At 72.8% G+C, this 22,044-nt stretch carries 18 protein-coding genes; 11 read left to right on the forward strand and 7 right to left on the reverse strand.

All coding sequences use genetic code 11. The features are described from left to right. Position 1: 1 nt before the first annotated feature. Both AB0B20_RS21260 and AB0B20_RS21265 read right to left on the reverse strand, forming a co-directional pair. Positions 2–1,111 carry a Xaa-Pro peptidase family protein gene (locus AB0B20_RS21260; RefSeq protein WP_357472739.1) on the reverse strand — a complete coding sequence of 370 codons (1,110 nt, stop codon included), beginning with the start codon at positions 1,109–1,111 and terminating at the stop codon, positions 2–4. Between the two features lie 9 nt (positions 1,112–1,120). Further along, entirely contained in the window at positions 1,121–1,933 is an 813-nt protein-coding gene (locus AB0B20_RS21265; RefSeq protein WP_357472741.1) for an FUSC family protein, read from the reverse strand. Between the two features lie 116 nt (positions 1,934–2,049). Here AB0B20_RS21265 and AB0B20_RS21270 point away from each other — a divergent pair, with 116 nt between their 5' ends. The 9 genes from AB0B20_RS21270 (at position 2,050) to AB0B20_RS21310 (ending at position 12,294) form a co-directional block, all read left to right on the forward strand. Next, positions 2,050–2,430 carry a YccF domain-containing protein gene (locus AB0B20_RS21270; protein ID WP_357384592.1) on the forward strand — a complete coding sequence of 127 codons (381 nt, stop codon included), beginning with the start codon at positions 2,050–2,052 and terminating at the stop codon, positions 2,428–2,430. Between the two features lie 357 nt (positions 2,431–2,787). Next, positions 2,788–3,510 (forward strand): FkbM family methyltransferase, encoded by a 723-nt coding sequence (locus AB0B20_RS21275; RefSeq protein WP_357472835.1) that lies wholly within the window; start codon positions 2,788–2,790, stop codon positions 3,508–3,510. 228 nt (positions 3,511–3,738) lie between these two features. After that, complete coding sequence (locus tag AB0B20_RS21280) at positions 3,739–4,809, forward strand: LacI family DNA-binding transcriptional regulator (protein ID WP_357384591.1); 1,071 nt, start codon at positions 3,739–3,741, stop codon at positions 4,807–4,809. A gap of 116 nt (positions 4,810–4,925) precedes the next feature. Beyond that, positions 4,926–6,602, forward strand: coding sequence for an ABC transporter substrate-binding protein (locus AB0B20_RS21285; RefSeq protein WP_357384590.1), 1,677 nt, complete (start codon positions 4,926–4,928; stop codon positions 6,600–6,602). Positions 6,603–6,689: 87 nt separating this feature from the next. Next, a complete protein-coding gene (locus AB0B20_RS21290; RefSeq protein ID WP_357384588.1) occupies positions 6,690–7,796 on the forward strand; it encodes an ABC transporter ATP-binding protein in 1,107 nt (368 codons plus the stop codon). After that, a complete protein-coding gene (locus AB0B20_RS21295; RefSeq protein ID WP_357384586.1) occupies positions 7,793–8,770 on the forward strand; it encodes an ABC transporter permease in 978 nt (325 codons plus the stop codon). The genes AB0B20_RS21290 and AB0B20_RS21295 overlap by 4 nt, the downstream gene beginning before the upstream one ends. Positions 8,771–8,773: 3 nt before the next feature. Beyond that, positions 8,774–9,838, forward strand: coding sequence for an ABC transporter permease (locus AB0B20_RS21300; protein WP_357384584.1), 1,065 nt, complete (start codon positions 8,774–8,776; stop codon positions 9,836–9,838). Beyond that, positions 9,835–10,842, forward strand: a complete 1,008-nt coding sequence (locus tag AB0B20_RS21305; RefSeq protein ID WP_357472744.1) for an ABC transporter ATP-binding protein — start codon at positions 9,835–9,837, stop codon at positions 10,840–10,842. The genes AB0B20_RS21300 and AB0B20_RS21305 overlap by 4 nt, the downstream gene beginning before the upstream one ends. A 39-nt stretch (positions 10,843–10,881) precedes the next feature. Then, the gene (locus AB0B20_RS21310; protein WP_357472747.1) at positions 10,882–12,294 is read left to right on the forward strand and encodes a GH1 family beta-glucosidase; all 1,413 of its coding nucleotides are present in this window, start codon (positions 10,882–10,884) and stop codon (positions 12,292–12,294) included. A 32-nt stretch (positions 12,295–12,326) separates the two neighbouring features. Here the strand turns inward: AB0B20_RS21310 and AB0B20_RS21315 are convergent, their stop codons facing one another. Next, positions 12,327–13,571 carry an ROK family transcriptional regulator gene (locus AB0B20_RS21315; protein ID WP_357384578.1) on the reverse strand — a complete coding sequence of 415 codons (1,245 nt, stop codon included), beginning with the start codon at positions 13,569–13,571 and terminating at the stop codon, positions 12,327–12,329. 142 nt (positions 13,572–13,713) lie between these two features. On the opposite strand from AB0B20_RS21315, the gene AB0B20_RS21320 reads away from it, so the two are divergent. Beyond that, positions 13,714–15,087, forward strand: a complete 1,374-nt coding sequence (locus AB0B20_RS21320; RefSeq protein ID WP_357472750.1) for a glycosyl hydrolase family 18 protein — start codon at positions 13,714–13,716, stop codon at positions 15,085–15,087. Between the two features lie 45 nt (positions 15,088–15,132). Here the strand turns inward: AB0B20_RS21320 and AB0B20_RS21325 are convergent, their stop codons facing one another. Beyond that, positions 15,133–16,611 (reverse strand): M1 family metallopeptidase, encoded by a 1,479-nt coding sequence (locus AB0B20_RS21325; protein WP_357472753.1) that lies wholly within the window; start codon positions 16,609–16,611, stop codon positions 15,133–15,135. 82 nt (positions 16,612–16,693) lie between these two features. Between AB0B20_RS21325 and sthA the strand changes: the two genes are divergently transcribed. After that, positions 16,694–18,097 (forward strand): Si-specific NAD(P)(+) transhydrogenase, encoded by a 1,404-nt coding sequence (sthA, locus tag AB0B20_RS21330; protein ID WP_357384572.1) that lies wholly within the window; start codon positions 16,694–16,696, stop codon positions 18,095–18,097. 135 nt (positions 18,098–18,232) lie between these two features. On the opposite strand, the gene AB0B20_RS21335 is transcribed toward sthA, so the two are convergent. Genes AB0B20_RS21335 through AB0B20_RS21345 form a run of 3 tightly spaced genes read right to left on the reverse strand, consistent with a single transcriptional unit; the run spans position 18,233 to position 22,039 of the window. Beyond that, positions 18,233–20,020 carry a gamma-glutamyltransferase gene (locus AB0B20_RS21335; RefSeq protein WP_357472756.1) on the reverse strand — a complete coding sequence of 596 codons (1,788 nt, stop codon included), beginning with the start codon at positions 20,018–20,020 and terminating at the stop codon, positions 18,233–18,235. Between the two features lie 10 nt (positions 20,021–20,030). After that, positions 20,031–21,065: an ABC transporter ATP-binding protein gene (locus AB0B20_RS21340; protein ID WP_357472759.1), complete on the reverse strand. Its 1,035-nt coding sequence runs from the start codon at positions 21,063–21,065 to the stop codon at positions 20,031–20,033. Beyond that, a complete protein-coding gene (locus AB0B20_RS21345) occupies positions 21,062–22,039 on the reverse strand; it encodes an ABC transporter ATP-binding protein (protein ID WP_357384656.1) in 978 nt (325 codons plus the stop codon). The genes AB0B20_RS21340 and AB0B20_RS21345 overlap by 4 nt, the downstream gene beginning before the upstream one ends. Positions 22,040–22,044 lie beyond the last annotated feature (5 nt).

Consider the following 22,044-nt stretch of genomic DNA (forward strand, 5'->3'; position numbering starts at 1 on the left):
GTCACAGCGTGACGAGTTCCGTGGTGGTGGTGTTGAGCCGTCGTACGCCGTCGCCCGTGCAGACCACGATGTCCTCGATCCGGGCGCCGTGCCGCCCGGCCAGATAGATCCCGGGCTCGATCGAGAAGGCCATGCCGGGCTCCATCGGCCGGGGGTTGCCCGTCACCACGTACGGCTCCTCGTGGCCGTCGAGGCCGATGCCGTGCCCGGTGCGGTGCAGGAAGGCGTCACCGAAACCGGCGGCGGCGATGACGTCCCGGGCGACCGCGTCGAGGGCCTCGGCTGTCACGCCCGGCGCGACAGCGGCCACCGCTGCGCGCTGCGCCTCCCACAGCACCGCGTAGTAGTCGGCGAACTCGGCCGGGGCGCTTCCACCGGCGACGTACGTGCGGGTGCAGTCGGAGCGGTAGCCCGACGGCATGGTGCCGCCGATGTCGACCACCACCGGCTCGCCGGCACCGATCGGGCGGTCCGAGGTGCCGTGGTGCGGGCTCGCGCCGTTCGGGCCGGCGGCCACGATGACGAAGTCGACAGCGGCGTGCCCGGCCGCCCGGATCGCCGCGGCGAGATCGGCGGCGACCTCCCGCTCGGTGCGACCGGGGCGCAGCCACTCCCCCATCCGCAGGTGCACCGCGTCGATCGCGGCGCCCGCCTCGGCCAGCGCGGCCATTTCGGCCGGCGACTTGCGGATCCGCATCTCCCGCAGCACGTCGGAGGCGAGCCGCTGGGCCGCGCCGGGCAGCGCGTCGCGCAGCGCGAGGACCTGCTGGGCCCACATCCGGTCGGCCAGGCCGACGGCACGGACCGGGCCGGGCAACGCCGCCCGCACCAGCGGCCACGGGTCGGTGCCGTCGGCGTGGTCGACGATCCGGAAACCGGTGCCGGGCGCGGCCTCGGCGTCGGGGCGTTCCAGCACCGGCACGATCAGCGTCGGTTCACCCTCGGCGGGCAGCACCAGGCAGGTCAGCCGCTCCCCCTCGCGGGCGTCGTAGCCGGTCAGGTAGCGCAGGTCGGAACCGGGGGTGAGCAGCAGCGCGTCCAGGCCCGCCGCGGCGGTCGCGCGTTGCGCCGCGGGCAGCCGCGCGGCGGGGTACAGATCATCGACTCCCACCTCCGCAGATTAACGGGCGTTCGGGTCCGGGCGGGATTCCGCTCGGTGTTCGCAGACGCCGGCCATCCGGTCCGCCTCGATCTTGGTCATGCCGGATGCCTGGAGCAGCTCGCCGACCACGATGAAGAGCTGCGAGGCCACGATCGTGCCGGAGAAGCCGAGGCCGGCCGCCCGCGCCCGGGAACGGGCGATGTCCGACAGCCGCTCCAGCGCCGCCCCGGCCGTCCGCGCGTCACCCGCGGCGAGCGCGTTCGCCGTGGCGGTCAGCTCCTTGGCGAACAGGTCCAGGGTGGGCCCGGCGGCGCGGTGCACCACCCGGACCGGGTTCACCGGCAACAGCAGCAGCGCCACCACCACCGCCACCCCGCCGCCCACCAGCGCGTTCGCCGTACGCGGCACGGCCAGGTCGGGTGCGTTGGGCTCCACGGTGCCGAGCAGCACAGCGGTGCTGCCGGCCTGCACCATCACGGCGCCACTGCCCCTGATCACCACCGCGAGCGAGATGGCGAGGGCGACCACCAGGCCGGTCTGCACCGGACCCGCACCGATCAGCTTGATGATCAGGTCGCCGACCAGCACACCGACGATCACCCCGCCGAGCAGCTCGGCGGGGCGGCGGATCCGGTTGCCGATCGCCGCGGCGATGGTGCCCACAGCTGCCGCCGGTGCGAACAGCGGCTGCGGGTTCTTCAGCAGCGTGCTTGCCACGTACCAGGCCAAGCCGGCGGCCAGGCCGGCCTGCAGCGCCACGATGAAGTACCGGCGCAGCCGCTCGTACGCCTCCCGGAACTCCCGCCGTGCCGCTGGAGCGACGGGGGTCACGGCACCGCCCGCCCGGGCGCCACGGGCACGCCGACTCGGGCTCGATCACGTCCTCCTCTACCCGGCGCTCGCGCCGGTATTCCCGGGCCCTTGCGGACGCGAGGGATCATGGAGTGGTGATCCGCTTTCTGCTGAACCTGCTGTGGCTCGTCTTCGGTGGCGGTTTCGTCCTGGCCCTGGGCTACGGCGTGGCCGCGCTGATCTGCTTCCTCCTGGTCGTCACCATCCCGTTCGGCGTCGCCTCGCTGCGGCTCGCCCTGTACTCGCTGTGGCCGTTCGGCCGCACGATCGTGCCCAAGCCCGGCGCCGGCCTCCCCTCCGGCCTGGCCAACGTGCTCTGGGTGGTGCTGGCCGGCTGGTGGCTGGCCCTGTCGCACATCCTCGCGGGCATCGCGCTCTGCGTGACGATCATCGGCATCCCGTTCGGGGTGGCGAACTTCAAGCTGGTTCCGGCGGCGCTGTGGCCGCTCGGCCAGGAGGTCGTCGAAACCCCGTAACGGCTTCCCGGCGCCAGCGAACGAGGGCGGCTCCTAATGGGCGGGATCCGCGTTCCGGTCACCGTGATCGCAGGAGATCTTGGTACGAGAGGGCCCCCATGCGGGCAGCCCCCATGCGGGCAGCCCCCATGCGGGCAGCCCCCATGCGGGCCGCTTCGTACCAAGATCTCCCAGGCATTGTCATCGCGGGCTCGCATGACGCGCTCAGCGGGCGTGGCACGCCACAACTTCTACTGCATCCTAGGAGGATGGGGTGCTTGCCTCAAGGATACGAATGACGCTCGCGGGGCGGGCTCGCTGGCTAGCGTCGGAGGGGTGCGGGACGGGGTGGTCGAGGCGCTCAGGGCGGACCCGGCGATGGCCGGCCTGCGCCGGTCGCTGGACTTCTACCACGGGGATCCGAAACGCGACGCCGCCCTGGACGCGTTCTACGCCCCGCTGGTCCGCGCCGGTGACCTGGCCTTCGACGTCGGCGCGCACGTGGGCGACCGGCTGGGCAGCTTCCGCCGCCTCGGCGCGACGGTGGTGGCGGTCGAGCCGCAGCCGCTGTGCGCCCGGGCGCTGCGCGAGATCTACGCGGGCGACGGTGCGGTGACAGTGGTGGAGGCGGCCTGCGGGCGTACCGCCGATGCGGTGCGGCTGCACGTGAACTCGGCAAACCCGACCGTCTCCACCGCCTCCCCCGGGTTCGTGCGTGCCGCCGTCGGGGCACCCGGGTGGGCGGACGAGACCTGGGACGCGCAGATCGAGGTGCCGGGGACGACCCTGGACACGCTCGTGGCCGCGTACGGCGTGCCGGCGTTCGTCAAGATCGACGTGGAGGGCTTCGAGGACGCCGTGCTGGCCGGACTGAGCCGGCCGGTCCCGGCGTTGTCGTTCGAGTTCACCACCATCGCCCGCGAGTTGGCCGCGCGCTGCCTGGACCGGCTCACCGCGCTCGGCTTCACCGGTTTCACAGTGGCGCTCGGGGACGAGATGCGGTTCGCGCTGCCGGGCTGGCGCCCCGCGGCCGAGGTGGCCGCGTACCTGCGCGCGCTGCCGGACGAGGCCAACTCCGGCGACGTGTACGCGCGCGCCTGAGCATCCATTTCGGACGACGGCGCGCCCGACGACGAGGCATCGACCCTGCTCATCACCGTGATCGGCAGACCCCCAGCCCGGGCGCTTTTTTCAAGGCTCGAACTTAGTAATACATCGTTATCCATCTGTGATTGACGTGACCGACGCCACTTGGGTTGACTGCCACGGAACCGCTTCCGCAACCGGTTCCGAAACACCCCGCACATCCCTGCGACCCAGGAGCGTCACGTGCCGATCACCATCGCCGACGTGGCCACCCGCGCCGGGGTGAGCAAGACGACGGTCTCCCGGGTCCTCAACGGCAAGGGTGAGGTCCACGTGCGCACCGCCGACCGGGTCCGCGCCGTGATCAGCGACCTCGGGTACGTGCCCAGCGCCCGCGCGGTCGGGCTGGCCCGGGGGCGTACCCGGGTGGTCGGCATGCTGGTGCCGGCGCTGACCTGGCCCTGGATGAGCGAGGTGCTCCAGGGCGCGGCCGACGTGGTCGAGGCGGCCGGCTACGGCATGCTGCTGTTCACCTGCACCCACGGCGACGAGTCGATGCGCCGGTTCGCCTCCCAGGTGTCGGCCAAGTCGTTCGACGGCCTGCTCGTGGTCGAGCCCGAGGGCACGCTGGACTACATCACCGGACTGCACCGCCGCGGCCTGCCGGTGATCCTCATCGACGACCGGGGCCACCAGCCGGGCTTCCCGTCGGTGCGGACCACGAACGAGGCAGGGGCGCGGGCCGCCGCGACGCACCTGTTGGCGCTCGGGCGACGACGGCCGCTCGTCGTCACCGGCCTGCGCCGGTTCGGCTGCACCCGGGAGCGGCTCGCCGGGTTCGCCGGCGCGTACGCCGAAGCCGGCCTGGAGATCGAGCCGGAACGGGTGGTGGAGGGCGACTTCACCGTCGAGTGCGGGCGCGCGGCGGTGCGGCGGCTGCTCGCCGACGGCGTACCGTTCGACGCCGTCTTCGCCCACAACGACCTGTCGGCCGCCGGGGCGTTGCAGGCGCTGCGCAACGCCGGACGGCGCGTCCCGCAGGACGTGGCGGTGGTCGGCTTCGACGACCTCCCGCTGGCCGGGCACACCCACCCGCCGCTGAGCTCCGTGCGCCAACCCCTGCGGGAGATGGGTACGGCCGCCGCCCGGCTGCTCATCGGCCACCTCGCCGGCACCCCGCTACCTGACACCCCGACCGTCATCCCCACCGGCTTCACCGCCCGCGACTCCACCGGCGTGAGCGGGAACGCGAGCGACCCGACCACACAGGACCCGGCGGACACACGGGAGCCGACGGGCGCCCGCGTCACCTGACCCACCCCGCGTACCCGGCGACCGTGCCGGCGGGTCCGCCCGCCGGTGGCACCACCGCACACCCTCCATCCACCACATCCCGCCCGAGGAATGCGGGATTACCGAGGGAGACCTCCATGAGAAGACGGCAACTCCTCGCCCTCGCGCTGGCCGGCGCGATGGTCACCGGCGCCGCCGCCTGCGGCGACAGCCCGAACGCGAACAAGAAGAACGGCCAGGCCGCGACGGTGCTGAACGTCGGCATGCCCAACGGCCCGCAGGCGGAGAACAACAACCCGTTCCTCACCACCTCGGCCGCCGCGTCGCTGGGCTACCGGTGGCAGATCTACGAGCCGCTGATGATGTGGAACCCGGTCAAGCCGGCCGAGCCGTTCAAGCCGTGGCTGGCCACCAAGGCCGAGTGGTCGTCGGACTACAAGACGGTCAAGGTGACCATCCGGGAGAACGCCACCTGGTCGGACGGGCAGAAGGTCACCGCCGAGGACGTCGCGTTCACCTACAACCTGGTGAAGAAGTTCCCGGCCCTCAACGACCAGGGTGTGCCGTACACCGACGCCGTGGCCAGCGGCAACGAGGTCACCATCTCGATGTCCAGCCCGCAGTTCGTCAACCAGCAGAAGGTGCTGTGGCGGGTGCCGATCGTGCCCAAGCACCTGTGGGAGAAGATCGCCGACCCGGCCACCGACCCGGTGAAGCAGCCGGTCGGCAGCGGCCCGTACACGCTGAAGTCGTTCACCCCGGCGACCACGACGCTCTCCGTACGCGACAGCGGCTACTGGCAGGACCCGCCGAAGGTCAAGGAGCTGCGGTACACGTCCTACACGGACAACAGCGCGCAGACCACCGCGCTGGCGAACGGCGAGTCGGAGTGGAGCTTCGTCTTCATCCCGAACTACCAGACCGTGTTCGTGGCCAAGGACCAGAAGAACCACAAGATGTGGGCGCCGCCGGTGCTGGGCATCCACGGCCTCTACCTGAACACCACGAAGAAGCCGTTCGACGACCCGACGCTGCGCAAGGCGATGAACATGGTCGTCGACCGGGCGGACATCTTCACCACCGCCGAGGCCGGCTACTTCCACCCCGAGGTCAAGAGCGTGACCGGTCTGCCCAGCCCGGCCGGTGACTCGTTCATCGCGCCCGAGTACAAGGGCCAGGAGCACAAGGTCGACGTCGAGGGTGCCAAGGCGCTGCTCACCGGCGCGGGCTACAAGCTGGACGGCAACACGCTCAAGGACAAGAGCGGCAAGGCCGTCACGATCCGGCTGACCGACCCGGCCGGCTGGTCCGACTACCAGACCAGCCTGGAGATCGTGAAGGGCAACCTGGCGAAGATCGGCATCGCGGCGACGATCGACAAGGCCAACCAGGACGCCTGGTTCCGCAACGTCGAGCAGGGCAACTTCGAGGCCACGTTCCGGTGGACCGAGTCCGGCGCCACGCCGTACGACATCTACCGGACCGTCATGGACGGCCGTGTGCTCAAGCCGGTCGGCACCGCCTCCCCGGCGGGCAACTTCGGCCGGTTCCAGAGCAAGGATGCCACCGACGCGCTGGTGTCGTACGCCAACGCCACCGACGACGCCACCCGTACCACCGCGCTGGCGACCCTGCAGAAGATCTTCGTCGAGCAGGTGCCGATGATCCCGGTCGGCGCGGACAACATCGGCGGCGCGTACAGCACGAAGAACTGGACCGGCTGGCCGGACGACTCGAACCCGTACGGCGCGCTCCAGCCCACCCAGCCCAACGCGGTCGACGTGGTGCTGCACCTCAAGCCGGCCGCCGGCTGACCCGGTGCCGCCGGTCCGGCCACGATCGCGCGGCCGGGCCGGCGGCGCCCACCCCTCGCTACCGGCAACCCCAGACAGGAATGCGGCATGACGTTGACCGAGAGCGCACCGGCGCCGACCGACGAGGTGGTGCTGGAGGCCGTCGGCCTGACCAAGCACTTCCCCGTCCGCCGGCGGCTGCGTGACCTCCTCTCCCGCACCCCGGCGGTGGTGCACGCCGTCGACGACGTATCGATCGCGTTGCGCCGGGGACGGGTGACAGCGCTGGTCGGCGAGTCCGGCTCCGGCAAGTCCACTGTCGCCCGGCTGCTGGCCCAGCTCTATCCGCGCACCGGCGGCGACATCCGGCTGCACGGCGAATCGACCCGGGTACGCGGCGGGCGACGGTTCCGGGCGTACGTACGCCGGGTGCAGCTGATCCTCCAGGACCCGTTCGCCTCGCTGAACCCGGTGCACACGGTCCGCTACCACCTGACCCGGTCGCTGCGCGTCCACGGCAACGCCGGTACCGGGCCGGACGGGCTGGAGAAGGCGCTGGCCGACCTGCTGACCCGGGTCGCGCTCACCCCGCCGGAGCGCTACCTCGACGCGTTCCCGCACGAGCTGTCCGGCGGGCAGCGCCAGCGCGTCGCGATCGCGCGGGCGCTCGGCGCCGACCCCGAGGTGCTGCTCGCCGACGAGCCGGTGTCCATGCTCGACGTGTCGATCCGCCTCGGCGTGCTCAACCTCCTCCAGGACCTCAAGGACCGGCTCGACCTGGCCATCCTCTACATCACCCACGACATCGCCTCGGCCCGCTACTTCGCCGACGAGACGATCGTCATGTACGCCGGGCGGATGGTCGAGGGCGGCGACAGCGAGACTGTCACCCAGCGGCCGGCCCACCCGTACACCCGGTTGCTCATCGAATCGGCGCCGGACCCGGAGCGGATCACCGGCGCGGGCGGCGACGGCGCGGCGGCGGGCGAGCGGGGCCACGGCGAGCCGCCCAGCCTGATCCGCCCGCCGGCCGGCTGCCGTTTCCACCCGCGCTGCCCGGCGGCGATGCCGCGCTGCGCCACCGACCTGCCATCGCCGATCCCGGTCGACGACGCGCCCGGCCACTGGGCCGCCTGCTGGCTGTACGACGCGGACACGGTGGCGGCCGCGCGGGCCAACGGCGTGACGGCGGCGGGAACGGAGGCGGCCCGGTGAGGTTCCTGCTGCAACGGGTGGCCTTCTACCTGTTCACCGCCTGGGCGGCGATCACGCTCAACTTCTTCATCCCGCGGATGGTCCCGGGCGACCCGGTGCAGTCGCTGATCTCCCGCAACCAGGGCCGGATCAGCGCCGACGCGGTCGCGTCGCTGCGGGTGCTGTTCGGGCTGGACTCCGACAGTTCGCTGTGGGAGCAGTACGTCGCCTACTGGGGGCAGCTCCTGCGCGGCGACCTCGGGCTGTCGTTCACGTTCTTCCCCGCCCCGGTGTCGCAGGTGATCGGCGACAGCCTGCCGTGGACGGTCGGCCTGGTCGGCGTCACCACGATCGTCAGCTTCCTGCTCGGCACCGCGCTCGGCGTCGGCGCCGGCTGGCGGCGCGGCTCGTGGATCGACGGGCTGCTGCCGGCCACCACGTTCCTGTCCTCGATCCCGTACTTCTGGCTCGGACTGGTCGCGATCGCCCTGTTCGCCGGTCCGGGTAGCTTCTTCCCCTCCTCGGGCGGCTACGAGCCGGGGCTGGTGCCCGCGTTCGACGCGTACTTCGTGCCGAGCGCGATCCAGCACAGCATCCTGCCGGCGGCGACCATCCTGGTGTCGTCGATGAGCGGCTGGATCCTCAGCATGCGCAACATGATGGTGACCGTCGCCAGCGAGGACTACATCACCGTGGCGCACGCCAAGGGGCTGTCCGAGCGCCGGGTGGCGCTCAGCTACGCCGCCCGCAACGCGCTGCTGCCGAACGTGTCCGGGTTCGCGCTGTCGCTCGGTTTCATCGTCGGCGGCACGCTGCTCGTGGAGATCGTCTTCTCGTACCCCGGCCTGGGGTTCCAGCTCTTCCAGGCCGTCGGCGCGAAGGACTACCCGCTCATGCAGGGCATCTTCCTGATCATCACGATCTCGGTGCTGGTGGCGAACCTGCTCGCCGACGTGGCGTACCTGCTCCTCGACCCACGGACCCGAAAGAGCTGAACGATGACACTCTCCCCGTCCAGCATCGAGCAGGTCATCCCCGGCCAGGGCGCGATGGCGCAGCCCGCGGCCCGGGCCCGCCGCCGCCGGTTCCGCTTCGTCGCCAACGGCAAGGCCGCGACCGGCCTCGCCGTCCTCGGGGTGTACGTGCTCCTGGCGGTGATCGGGCCGTGGATAGCGCCGTACGACCCGGACGCGCGCAGCGCCGACGTGCTCCAGGCGCCCTCGGCCCGGCACTGGTTCGGCACCACCCACCTCGGGCAGGACATCTTCAGTCAGATCCTGGTCGGCGCGCGCAGCGTGATGGTGGTGGGCCTGACCGCCGGCGTGCTCGCCACGATCCTGTCGATCCTGATCGGCGTGACCGCCGGCTACCTGGGCGGTGCTGCCGACGAGGGCCTGTCGGCGGTGTCGAACGTGTTCCTGGTGATCCCGGCGCTGCCGCTGATCATCATCGTCACGTCTCTCGTCGACCAGGCGAGCGACATGCTCGTGGCGCTCATCATCGGCCTCACGTCGTGGGCGTGGGGCGCCCGGGTGCTGCGCGCCCAGACGCTGTCGTTGCGCCGCCGTGACTACGTGGAGGCCGCGCGCGCCACCGGCGAACGGACCTGGCGGATCATCGGGTTCGAGATCCTGCCCAACCTGACCGCGATCATCGCCTCCGGCTTCGTCGGCACCGTCATCTTCGCGGTGATGTCGGAGATCACCCTGGCGTTCATCGGCGTCTCGTCGATGACGTCGTGGAACTGGGGCACGATCCTGTTCTGGGCCCAGGGACAGCAGGCCCTGGCGCAGGGCGCCTGGTGGTGGTTCGTGCCGGCCGGGCTGGCCATCGCGCTGCTCGGCACCGCCCTCGCGCTGATCAACTTCGGCATCGACGAGTTCGTCAGCCCGCGGCTGCGCACCGGCGGCCGCACCCGGATCCGTACCGCCGACGGTCGGGCCGTCCGCATGCGGGTCGGGTTCACCCCGGTGCTCGCGCCGGTCACCGCCACGGTGCCGATGCGGGCGCGGGGCACCGACGGGCCGCCCGCCGACGCCGACGAGAGAGGGACGCGCGCATGAGCGACCAGGTGCTGGAGATCCGCAGGCTGTGCGTCGACTACGGCGTCGGCGCGGAAGCGGTCCGCGCGGTCCGCGACGTCGACCTGACGCTGCACCGCGGCGAGGTGCTCGGCCTGGCCGGAGAGAGCGGCAGCGGCAAGTCCACGCTCGCCTACGGGCTGACCCGGCTGCTGCCCCCGCCCGGCGTGGTCAGCGGCGGTCAGGTGATCTACCACCCGGCGGACGGCCCGCCCGTCGACGTGCTCACGCTCAGCCCGGCGCAGCTGCGCGAGTTCCGCTGGGCGGAGGCGTCGATCGTGTTCCAGGGCGCGATGAACTCGCTGAACCCGGTGCACAAGGTCTCCACCCAGCTGCTCGACGTGATCCGGGCGCACGACCCCAAGAGCACGGCGACGGGCCGGCTCGCCCGGGCGAAGGAGCTGCTGCGCCTGGTCGGCATCTCCGCCGACCGGCTGGACAGCTACCCGCACCAGCTCTCCGGCGGCATGCGGCAACGCGTCATGATCGCGATGGCGCTGGCGCTGGAGCCGCAGGTGGTCATCATGGACGAGCCGACCACCGCGCTGGACGTGGTGATGCAGCGGCAGATCCTCGGCCAGCTCGCCGAGCTGCGCGACCGCCTCGGCTTCGCGGTGCTGTTCATCACCCACGACCTGTCGCTGCTGGTCGAGTTCTCCGACCGGATCGCGATCATGTACGGCGGCCGGATCGTCGAGGAGGCGCCCGCCGCACGGCTGTACCGGGAGCCGCTGCATCCGTACACCGAGGGGTTGCTGCACTCGTTCCCGGCGCTGCACGGGCCGCGCCGCGAGCTGACCGGCATCCCCGGCTCCCCGCCGGACCTGCGCGCCATGCCGTCCGGCTGCGCGTTCCACCCCCGCTGCCCGAAGGCGTTCGACGGGTGCGACGAGCAGGTGCCGGTGCTCGGCGCGCCGCGCGTCGACGACCCGGCGCGGGCCGTCGCGTGCCGGCTGCACCCGGCAGTCGCGCCCGTGTCCCGCTGACCCGCCCGACACCACCACCCGCTACCCGCGAGGAGAACCATGGACACCGACCTCACCCGCCCGTCGCCGGCCGCCGGTACGGACCCGATCGACACGCTGCCGCCGACCTTCCGGTGGGGGGTGGCGACGTCGTCGTACCAGATCGAGGGCGCGGTGGCCGAAGACGGCCGGACGCCGTCCATCTGGGACACCTTCTGCCGGGTGCCCGGCGCGGTGGCGAACGGCGACCACGGCGACGTGGCCTGCGACCACTACCACCGGATGCCGCAGGACGTCGCGCTCATCGCCGACCTGGGGCTGGACACGTACCGGTTCTCGGTGGCCTGGCCCCGGGTGCAGCCGGGCGGGCGCGGTCCGGCCAACGTGGCCGGGCTCGCCTTCTACGACCGGCTGGTGGACGAGCTGCTCGGCCGCGACGTCGAGCCGTGGGTGACGCTCTACCACTGGGACCTGCCGCAGGAGCTGGAGGACGCGGGCGGCTGGCCGAGCCGGGACACCGCCCACCGGTTCGCCGACTACGCGGAGCTGGTCTTCGCCGCGCTCGGCGACCGGGTCCGCACCTGGACCACGCTGAACGAGCCGTGGTGCTCGGCCATGCTCGGGTACGCCTACGGCGACCACGCCCCGGGCCGGCGGAACCTGGGCGACGGTATCGCCGCGGCGCACCACCTGCTGCTCGGGCACGGGCTGGCGACGCGGCGGCTGCGCGAGGCGGCCCGGTCCCCGATCGAGCTGGGCCTGACGCTCAACCTGGCCACCGCCGACCCGGCCACCGACAGCGCCGCCGACCGGGACGCGGCGCGGGCCGCCGACGGGCTGGGCAACCGGCTCTACCTCGACCCGGTGCTGCGCGGGGCGTACCCGCAGGACGTGATCGCCGACCTGGCCGCCGAGGGGGTGGAGATTCCGGTCCAGGACGGCGACCTGGACGTCATCGCCACCCCGATCGACGTGCTGGGGGTCAACTACTACTTCGGGCAGCTGCACTCCGGCGTGGACGAGCGGGGCCGGGACCGCGACGACGACGGCAGGCCGGTACGCCGGGTGGTCCGCCGTGACCTGCCGCGTACCGCGATGGACTGGGAGATCGTGCCGGAGTCCTTCACCGACCTGCTGGTGCGGCTGCACCGCGACTACCCGGGCGTGCCCATGGTGATCACCGAGAACGGCGCCGCGTTCGACGACGAGCCGGACGCTGACGGGTTCGTCGCCGACGACGACCGGGTCGGCTACCTCACCGAGCACCTGCGGGCGGTGGCCCGGGCCCGGGCGGCCGGCGCCGACGTGCGCGGCTACTTCGCCTGGTCGCTGCTGGACAACTTCGAATGGGCGTACGGCTACGACAAGCGGTTCGGCATCGTCCGGGTCGACTACGACACCCAGCGCCGCACCCCCAAGCGCAGCGCGCTCTGGTACCGCGACACCGTCCAGCGGGTACGCGGGCAGCGCTGACGTCGTCCGGCGTGGGGGCAGGGCCGGTCAGGTCAGTGACGGCGGCCCGGCCCCCACGCCGGGCCCGGGCGGGCGGCCGGGTCGCGGGGCACGCCGCCGTCGCGCAGCAGCCGGGTCATCGGCAGGGTGGCCGCGCCCATCGCGACCGCGTCCGGGCCGAGCCGGCACAGCTCGATCGAGGTCTGCGCGTACGGCTGGCGCAGCGCGTGCCGCGCGGTGGCCTCGCGGATGGCGGGCAGGTGCCGCTCGCCCAGGGCCAGTCCGGCCCAGCCGCCGAGCACCACCCGCTCCGGGTTGAACAGGTTCACCAGGTTCGCCACCCCCGCGCCCAGGTAGCCGACCGTCTCGTCGATCACCGTCGCGGCGGTGCGGCCGGTGGAGCGCAGCAGCTCGCCGAAGGCGGTCTCCTCGTCCGCGCCCGGCGCCGGGCGGCCCCGGTTGGCCTGGCGGAACCGGTCCAGCACCGCCTCCGCCCCGACGTACGCCTCCAGGCAGCCGAGGTTGCCGCAGCGGCAGCGGCGGCCCCCGTACACGATGGTGGTGTGGCCCCACTCCCCGGCGCTGCTGTGCGCGCCGCGGTAGCCGACGCCGTCGGCGACCACGCTCGCGCCGACGCCGGAGCCGACCAGGGCGACCACCGCGTGCCGGACGCCGCGGCCTGCGCCGAACCACATCTCGGCCTGGCCGAGCGTCTTCGCGCCGTTGTCCACGTGCACCGGCACGTCGGTGCCGGCGCGCAGCATCGCGCCGAGCGGCACGCCGTCCCAGCCGAGCGTCTGGGCGTGCACCACGGCGTCGGCGGCGCGCTCGACGGTGCCGGCGACGGCGACGCCGAAGCCGAGCACCGCGGCCGGGTCGACGCCGGCCTGCTCGGTGACGGCCGCGAGGCCGTGCCGCAGGTGCCCGGCGACCCGCTCGGGGTCCGGGTCGGCGGCGTCGATCGGGTACTCGGCCTTGGCCAGCGCGGTCATGCTCAGGTCGAACAGCTCCACCTGGACGCGGGTCTCGCCGACGTCGGCGCCGACCAGGTAGCCGTAGCCGGGCGCGACGCGCAGCAGGACGCGGGGACGGCCGCCGTCGGACTCGACCGAGCCGGCCTCCTCGACCAGGCCCTCGTTGATCATCTCGCCGACCAGGTTGCTGACGCTGGCCAGGCTGAGCGCTGTGGACTGGCCCAGCTCGTGCCGGCTGAGCGGGCCGTCCAGCCAGATCCGGGTGAGCAGGACCGAGCGGTTGGCCCGGCGCATGTCGCGCACCGTGGTGCGTCTGGCGTCCACGTCCGCCGCCGTCCTTCCCGGCCGCCCGAGGGCGGCTTTCGTTCCTGCTTCACGCCCTGAGCGGGGTGGTGACAGGGTACGCCGCATTTACACTTAACAAAGTTAACTGATAACCTCCGGCGCATCGATGAGGAGGTATGTCATGCGACTTCGACGTGGGATGACCGCTCTGCTCGGTGGCGTCGCGCTGCTCGCCGCCAGCGCCGCCGCCCTGCCCGCCACCGCCGCCACACCGACCGGCGCCGTGGGCGCGCTCGTCGCGTGTGACGCGCCGGTCTGGGCCGAGGGCGTCACCTGGACCGCCGGCAGCCGGGCCACCTATGCCGGCCGGCTCTACCAGGCGCTCGTCACGCACACCCCGCCGGCCGGCGCGGGCTGGACCCCGGCCGCCGTACCGGCGCTCTGGACCGACCTCGGCGCCTGCACCGGTGGCACGCCGTCGCCGAGCCCCACCACCCGGCCGCCATCGCCCACGCCCTCCGCCTCTCCGTCCGCCTCCCCCACCCGGCCGCCATCGCCCACGCCGACCGTGTCGTCCAGCCCGACCACGCCCGGCGGGGACACCTGTGCGTTGCGGTCCCGGCCGTCCGGGAAGGTGCTCCAGGGCTACTGGGAGAACTGGGACGGTGCCGCCAACGGCGTACACCCCGGGCTCGGGTGGATCCCGGTCACCGACTCCCGGATCACCGGGCACGGCTACAACGTGGTGACCGCCGCGTTCCCGGTCATCCGCGCCGACGGCACCGTGCTCTGGGAGGACGGCATGGACGCCGGCGTCAAGGTGCCCACCCCGGCGCAGGTGTGCCAGGCCAAGGCCGCCGGGCTCACCGTGCTGCTGTCCATCGGCGGCGCCACCGCCGGCATCGACCTCAGCTCCAGCGCTGTCGCCGACCGGTTCGTCGCCACAGTCGTGCCGATCCTCAAACGGCACAACTTCGACGGCATCGACATCGACATCGAGACCGGCCTGACCGGCAGCGGCAACATCAACCAGCTCTCCCCCTCGCAGGCCAACCTGATCCGGATCATCGACGGGGTGCTGGCCCAGATGCCGGCCGGCTTCGGGCTCACCATGGCGCCGGAGACCGCGTACGTCACCGGCGGCAGCGTCACCTACGGCTCGATCTGGGGCGCGTACCTGCCGATCGTCAAGAAGTACGCCGACAACGGGCGGCTGTGGTGGCTGAACATGCAGTACTACAACGGCTCGATGTACGGCTGCGCCGGTGACTCGTACCCGGCCGGCACGGTGGCCGGTTTCGTCGCGCAGACCAACTGCCTCGACGCCGGCCTGGTCATCCAGGGCACCACCGTCCGCGTCCCGCTGGACCGGCAGGTCCCCGGGCTGCCCGCGCAGGTCGGCGCCGGCGGCGGCTACATGAGCCCGGCGCTGGTGGCCCAGGCGTGGAACACCTACCAGGGGCGGCTGAAGGGCCTGATGACCTGGTCGGTCAACTGGGACGGGTCGAAGGGCTGGACGTTCGGCGACAACGTCCGCGCGTTGCAGGGCCGCTGAGACGCGGCGCGGGGCCCCGCCGGACGGGTGGGGCCCCGCGATGCGTCAGCCGATCTTCTTCGGGGTCATCTTCTTCGGGGTGGTCGGGGAGTCCAGCCAGGCGTTGATCAGCGCGGTGAAGTCCCGGCCGGTCTGCTTGTTGACGAAGGCGATGAACGAGGCCCGGTCCTGCGGCGTGTTGCGCTGCTCCTGGACCCAGGCGCGGGCCAGCGCGAAGAACGCCTTGTCGCCGAGCGTCCGGTGGATCTCGCGCAGCATCGCCGCCGGGCACAGGTAGACGTTCCCCTCGGCGAACCGCTTCGGGTCGGGCCGGCCGGGCGGGCCCAGCTTCTTGCGCAGGGCGGCGTCACCCTCGCGCAGGTACCGGTCCAGGCTGGCCTCGCTGAGCTTCATCCTCTCCTTGGTGTGCAGGTCCTGGATGTACGTCGCCCAGCCCTCGTTCAGCCACAGGTCCCGCCAGGTGGTGGGCGTGACCGAGTTGCCGAACCACTGGTGGGCGTACTCGTGCATCAGGTCGCTGCCCCAGCGGTCCCGGCGGGCCGCGGTGTTCTCGATCTTCCGGCCCATCGTGATCATCTGCTGGGTCTCCATGCCCGACGCCGAGTCCACCACCACGACGCCGCCGGAGGGGAACGGGTACGGGCCGAACTTCTTCTCCAGCCAGGTCAGGTACTGCGGGGACTTCTTCAGGTACGGCAGCAGCTTGTCGTCGGTGCCCTTGCGGTACCAGTAGGTCAGCGGCACTCCGCGCGGCCCCGCCACGGTCAGCTTCTGGTACCTCCCCACCGCGAGCGTGGTCAGGTAGGTCGCGACCGGGTCGGTGCTGCGGTAGCTGAACGTGGTGCCGGACTGACCGGCGGGCGTGCCGCCGGCGATCGCGGACCAGCCCGCCGGCACTGTCACCCGGATGTCGTAGAGGGCCTCGTCAGAGGGCTGGTCGTTCGCCGGGTACCAGGTGAACGCCCCGAACGGCTCCTGCATGGTCCAGAGGCCGCCCTCTTTGCTGACGGTGAGACCCAGGGCTTCGGTGTCCTTGCGGTGCGACGGCATCGGGGTCGTCTTCGGCCGGCCGTGGTAGGTGACCACCAGGGTCACCGGCTTGTCCGCCGCCACCGGGGCGGAGACGGTCAGCTTCTCCTTGGCCACCGCGCCGGGAACCGTCGCGCCGTCCAGCGTGACGCTGTCGAGCTGGTAGGGCATGAAGTCGAGGACCAGGTCCGGCGCGTCCTTCACCGGCCGGATCCGCAGCGTGGCGGTGCCGGTGAGGGTGGTGGTCGACGGCGCCCACTCCAGCGCGAGGTCGTAGTGCAGGACGTCCAGCGCGTCGGTGCCCCGGGCCGGATAGACCGGGTCGGCGACCGGCGTCGACCGCCCCGCCTGCCAGGCGGCGTAGTCGACGGCGGGCGCGGTCGGGCTCGGCGGGGTGGAGGCGGAGGGGGTCGCGGCCGGGGCGGCGGGAGCGGTGGTGCACCCGGCGACGAGCAGCGGTCCGAGGATCATGATCAGGGTTATGGGGCGGCGCACCAGCGCACCCTACGGCAGTAATCGATCTTCGTGGGGGCGTCCCGGCTGGCACAGGTTGCGAGACCCTGCGAGGCTGGCGCTCGTGTATGACTACGACCTGCTGGTGCTGGGCTCCGGACCGAGTGGACAGAAGGCGGCGATCGCCGCGGCGAAGCTGGGCCGCCGGGTGGCGATCGTGGACCGCCGCGACATGCTCGGCGGAGTGTGCATAAACACCGGCACCGTGCCCTCCAAGACGTTGCGTGAGGCGGTCCTCTACCTGACCGGGCTGAGCCAGCGCGACCTCTACGGCAGCAGCTACCGGGTCAAGGAGGAGATCACCGTCGCCGACCTGGCCGCCCGCACCCAGCACGTGATCACCCGGCAGACCGACGTCATCCGCAACCAGCTGGCCCGCAACAAGATCTCGCTGATCACCGGCACCGGCCGGTTCGCCGACGCCCACTCCGTCTGGGTGGACGCCGGCTCCGGCCGGGAGACCCGGGTCAGCTTCGACAAGGCCGTCATCGCCGCTGGCACCCGCCCGGCCCGCCCGGACAGCGTCGACTTCGACGACCGCACGATCGTCGACTCCGACGGCGTCATCAACCTTCAGGCCGTCCCGGGCAGCATGGTCGTGGTCGGGGCCGGGGTGATCGGCATGGAGTACGCGTCCCTGTTCGCCGCGCTCGGCACCAAGGTGACGGTGGTCGAGCGACGCCCCCGGATGCTCGACTTCTGCGACGAGGAGATCGTCGAGTCCCTGAAGTACCACCTGCGGGACCTGTCGGTGACCTTCCGCTTCGGTGAGGAGGTGGCCTCCGTGGAGAAGCACCGCAGCGCCGCGCTCTGCGTCCTGCGCAGCGGCAAGAAGATCGTCGCGGACACGGTGATGTACTCGGCCGGGCGGCAGGGGCAGACCGACGACCTCGCGCTGGAGGCGGCCGGGCTCACCGCCGACCACCGGGGCCGGATCACCGTGGACGCCGACTACCGCACCGCCGTCGACAACATCTACGCCGTCGGCGACGTGATCGGCTTCCCCGCGCTGGCGTCCACCTCGATGGAACAGGGCCGGCTGGCCGCCCAGCACGCCTGCGGCGAACCGGCGCGCGGCATGTCGGACCTGCAACCGATCGGCATCTACACGATTCCGGAGATCAGCTTCGTCGGGAAGACCGAGGAGGAACTGACCGAGGCGTCAGTACCGTTCGAGGTGGGCATCGCCCGCTACCGGGAACTGGCCCGGGGGCAGATCGTCGGCGACTCCTACGGGATGCTGAAGCTGCTCGTCTCACCCGAGGACGGGCGGCTGCTCGGGGTGCACGTCTTCGGCACCGGTGCCACCGAGATCGTCCACATCGGGCAGGCCGTGATGGGCTGCGGCGGCACCGTCGACTACCTGCTCGACGCCGTCTTCAACTACCCCACCCTGGCCGAGGCGTACAAGGTCGCCGCGCTGGACGCCGCCAACAAGATCCGCAACATAACCCGGATCGACACCTGACCCCGTCCGCGCACTCGCCCTCACCCCGTTGATCTTGCACTTTCGGCCCGACTCGCGCCCGTTATGCCGACTATGCCCGGGCAGCAAGTGCAAGATCGACGGGGAGAGAGCGGGGAGAGGGGGCGGGAGGGTGGGTCAGCGGCCTGTGGCGTAGCCCTGGGCGCCTCGGGGGTTCGCCGCGGCGGAGAGCACTCCGGTGCGCGGGTCGCGTGTCACGGCGCACATGCGGCCCAGGCTCCACGGGCCGGACAGGCGGACGGTGTGGCCCCTGGCGCGCAGGCCCGCCAGCACATCCGCGTCGATCCGGTCCTCCAGCACCAGCACGCCCGGCTCGACCTCGCGCGGATAGAACGACGCGGGCAGGCTCGTGGTGTGCCACATCGGGGCGTCGATCGCCTCCTGCAACTCCTGCCCGCCGGCCAGGTGCCGCAGCAGGAACAGCAGCTGCCACTGGTCCTGCTGGTCGCCGCCGGGCGTCCCGCACGCCATCACCGGCTCGCCGTCGCGGAGCACGAGCGTCGGGCTGAGCGTGGTACGCGGACGCCGCCCCGGCCGCAGCGTCGAGGCGAGCCCCTCCTCCAGCCAGCACATCTGCAACCGGCTGCCGAGCGGGAACCCCAGCTCCGGGATGGCGGGTGAGCTCTGCAGCCAGCCGCCGCTGGGCGTGGCGGAGATGATGTTGCCCCACCGGTCCACCACGTCGACGTGGCAGGTGTCGCCGCGGGTCACGCCGTCCGCCCGTACCGTGGGTTCGCCGGTGCTCGGATCCTGCGGGACGGCCCGGCGGTCGAGGTCGGCGCGCAGGTGGGACGGGAGCCGGGGCGGCACACCCACCGGGCTGCCGGGGCGCAGCGTCGTGCCGGCACGGTCGCCGACCAGCGCGGCCCGCGCACGGGCGTACCGCGCCGACAGCAGCGCTGAGCCCGGCACGCCGGTGTCGCCGTACCACGCCTCCCGGTCGGCGAACCCGAGCTTCAGCGCCTCGGCCTGCGCGTGGATGCCCTCCAGGCTCGACGGGTCGTGGACGGCCGGGTCGTCGAGCGCGTCCAGGATCGACAGGGTCTGGAGCAGCACCGGGCCCTGGCCCCAGAAGCCGGTCTTGGCGATCGTGTGCCCGTGCCAGTCCAGCGTGACCGGCGCCTCCCAGGTCGCCGACCATCCGGCCAGGTCGTCGCCGGTGACCAGCCCGGCGTGCGCGCGCCCGCTGGAGTCGCGGAACGGCAGCCGGCTGAACGCGTCGATCGCCTCGGCGACGAAACCCTCCCGCCAGGCGCGCCGGGCCGCCTCGATCTGCGCCTCCCGATCCGCACCGGCGGCCCGTCCCGCGTCGACGAGGCGGCGCAGCGTGTCCGCGTACGCCGGGTTGGTGACCATCTCCCCCGGCGCGGGCGGGCGGCCGTCGCGGAGCCAGAGGCGCGCGGAGGTCGGCCAGTGGCCGGTGAACAGCGACCGGACCCGCGCGACGGTCTGCCCGGCCGCGCCGACGAGCGGGTGGCCGGCGGCGGCGTAGCCGATCGCCGGTTCCAGCACCTCGGCGAGCGTGCGGGTGCCGTGGTCGCGCAGCAGCAACAGCCAGGCGTCGACGGCGCCCGGCACCACGGCGGCGAGCGGGCCGGCACCGGGCACGAGGTCCAGGCCGAGCGACCGGAAGTGCGCGACGGTGGCGGCGGCCGGAGCCGGGCCCTGGCCGCACAGCACCCGCGGTGTGGGGTCGGTCACGGTGGCGAGGATCGCCGGCACCTCACCGGCCGGGCCGTTGAGGTGCGGCTCCACGACGTGCAGCACGAAGCCGGCGGCCACCGCGGCGTCGAAGGCGTTGCCGCCGCGTTCCAGCACACCCATCGCCGACTGGCTGGCCAGCCAGTGCGTGGAGGAGACCATGCCGAACGTGCCGCGCAGCGTCGGCCGGGTGGTGAACGCCATGGGCGCGAGCCTACGGCGTGCCGGCGTCGGCCCGTGTCGTCGCGCCGTCCTCCCCCAGGCCACCGTCGCGCTCGCCGTCGAGCGGGAACAGGCACGCCGCGTGGTGACCCGGGCCCACCTCGGCCGGCGCCGGGTCGGTCTCGGCGCACGCGGGGCGGGCCTGCGGGCAGCGGGTACGGAAGCGGCAACCGCTGGGCGGGTCCACCGGGCTGGGGATGTCGCCGGTGAGCACGATGCGGCGGCGCTCCCGCTCGACGCGGGGGTCGGCCACCGGCACCGCCGACAGCAGCGCCGCCGTGTAGGGGTGCGCCGGGTGCTGGTAGATCCGCTCGGGCGGGCCGGTCTCGACGATGCGGCCCAGGTACATCACCGCGATCCGGTCGCTCATGTGCTCCACGGCGGCCAGGTCGTGCGCGATGAACAGGTAGGTCAGCCCGAGGTCGCGTTGCAGGTGCCGGAGCAGGTTCATGATCTGCGCCTGGACGCTCAGGTCGAGCGAGGCGATCGGCTCGTCCAGGACGATCAGGTCCGGTTCCCCGGCCAGCGCGCGGGCCACGCCGACCCGCTGGCGCTGGCCGCCGGACAGCTCGTGCGGGTACCGGCCGGCGGTGTCGGCGCGCAGGCCGACCAGGTCCAGCAGCTCCGCGATCCGGGCCTTGCGGGCGGCGGCGGACCTGGCGAGCCGGTGCACGATCAGCGGCTCGGCGATGCTGTCGCCGACCGTGCGACGCGGGTCCAGCGACGCCTGCGGGTCCTGGAAGACCATCGCCACGTGGCGGCGGGTCGCGCGCAGGCGGCGGCGGGACCAGCGGGTCACGTCCTCGCCCGCCACCCGGACCCGGCCGGCGGTCGGGTCGACCAGTCGCAGCAGCGCCAGACCGGCAGTGGACTTGCCGCTGCCCGACTCGCCGACCAGCCCGAGCGTCTCGCCCCGGCGTACGGCGAGGCTGACGCCGTCCACCGCGCGGACCGTTCCCGCCGGGGTCGGGAAGTGCACCTTCAGGTCGTCCAGCTCGGCCACCACGTCCGGGGTGTCGGCGCTCATCCGGTCTCTCCACTGTAGAAGGTGCGGACCGTGTGCCCCTCGCCGACCGGGGTCAGCGGGGGAAGTTCGTGCTCGCAGCGGGGATCGGCACGGACCGGGCAGCGCGGCCAGAACGCGCAGCCGGGCGGCAGGTCCAGCGGGCTCGGCGGCGAACCGGGGATGGCGACCAGGTCCTCGCCGCGCCGCGACGGGTCCGGCCGGGCCGCCAGCAGCGCCCGGGTGTACGGGTGGGTGGGCGTGTCGAACACCGCGTCGACGGGGCCCTGCTCGACGATCCGTCCCCCGTACATGACCGCCACGGTGTCGGCGATGCCCGCCACCACGCCCAGGTCGTGGGTGACCCAGACGACCGCGGTGCCGAGCCGGGCCTGGAGGTCGGCGACCAGTTCGATGATCTGCGCCTGCGTGGTGACGTCCAGCGCCGTGGTCGGCTCGTCGGCGATCAGCAGATCCGGCTCGCAGGCCAGCGCCATGGCGATGGCGACGCGCTGGCGCATGCCGCCGGAGAACTGGTGCGGGTACGCGTCGACGCGCCGCGCCGCCGACGGGATGCCCACCAGCTCCAGCAACTCCACCGCCCGGTCGCGGGCGGCGCGGCGGGTCAGCCCGAGGTGCTCCTCGGCCGCCTCGGTGACCTGCCGACCCACCGGCAGCACCGGGTTGAGCGAGGTCATCGGGTCCTGGAAGACGAACCCGACGTGCCGGCCGCGTACCTTGCGCCGACGCTCGTCGGGCAGCGCGGTCAGCTCGGTGTCGAGCAGCCGGACCCGGCCGGTGACGGTGGCGGCGCGCGGGGCGAGACCGGTGGCGGCGAGCAGGGTCATGCTCTTGCCGCTGCCCGACTCGCCGACCAGCGCGAACGTCTCCCCCTGCCGCACCTGCCAGGACACCCCGGCCACCGCACGGGCCGGGCCGCGGCGGGTGCCGATCGTCACGGTGAGGTCGTCCACTGACAGCACTGTCGAGTCGGTCATGCGCT

The sequence above is a fragment of the Micromonospora sp. NPDC049151 genome (genome assembly GCF_040648395.1).
Classification (GTDB): Bacteria; Actinomycetota; Actinomycetes; order Mycobacteriales; family Micromonosporaceae; genus Micromonospora.

What these genes read in the sequence shown, in the direction of transcription:
- AB0B20_RS21275 (WP_357472835.1), top strand. Translation starts at nt 2,788, where the DNA reads ATGGCCGGCCTGCGCCGGTCGCTGGACTTCTACCACGGGGATCCGAAA.
- AB0B20_RS21285 (WP_357384590.1), top strand. Translation starts at nt 4,926, where the DNA reads ATGAGAAGACGGCAACTCCTCGCCCTCGCGCTGGCCGGCGCGATGGTC.
- AB0B20_RS21290 (WP_357384588.1), top strand. Translation starts at nt 6,690, where the DNA reads ATGACGTTGACCGAGAGCGCACCGGCGCCGACCGACGAGGTGGTGCTG.
- AB0B20_RS21300 (WP_357384584.1), top strand. Translation starts at nt 8,774, where the DNA reads ATGACACTCTCCCCGTCCAGCATCGAGCAGGTCATCCCCGGCCAGGGC.
- AB0B20_RS21305 (WP_357472744.1), top strand. Translation starts at nt 9,835, where the DNA reads ATGAGCGACCAGGTGCTGGAGATCCGCAGGCTGTGCGTCGACTACGGC.
- AB0B20_RS21310 (WP_357472747.1), top strand. Translation starts at nt 10,882, where the DNA reads ATGGACACCGACCTCACCCGCCCGTCGCCGGCCGCCGGTACGGACCCG.
- AB0B20_RS21320 (WP_357472750.1), top strand. Translation starts at nt 13,714, where the DNA reads ATGCGACTTCGACGTGGGATGACCGCTCTGCTCGGTGGCGTCGCGCTG.
- AB0B20_RS21335 (WP_357472756.1), bottom strand. Translation starts at nt 20,020, where the DNA reads ATGGCGTTCACCACCCGGCCGACGCTGCGCGGCACGTTCGGCATGGTC.
- AB0B20_RS21340 (WP_357472759.1), bottom strand. Translation starts at nt 21,065, where the DNA reads ATGAGCGCCGACACCCCGGACGTGGTGGCCGAGCTGGACGACCTGAAG.
- AB0B20_RS21345 (WP_357384656.1), bottom strand. Translation starts at nt 22,039, where the DNA reads ATGACCGACTCGACAGTGCTGTCAGTGGACGACCTCACCGTGACGATC.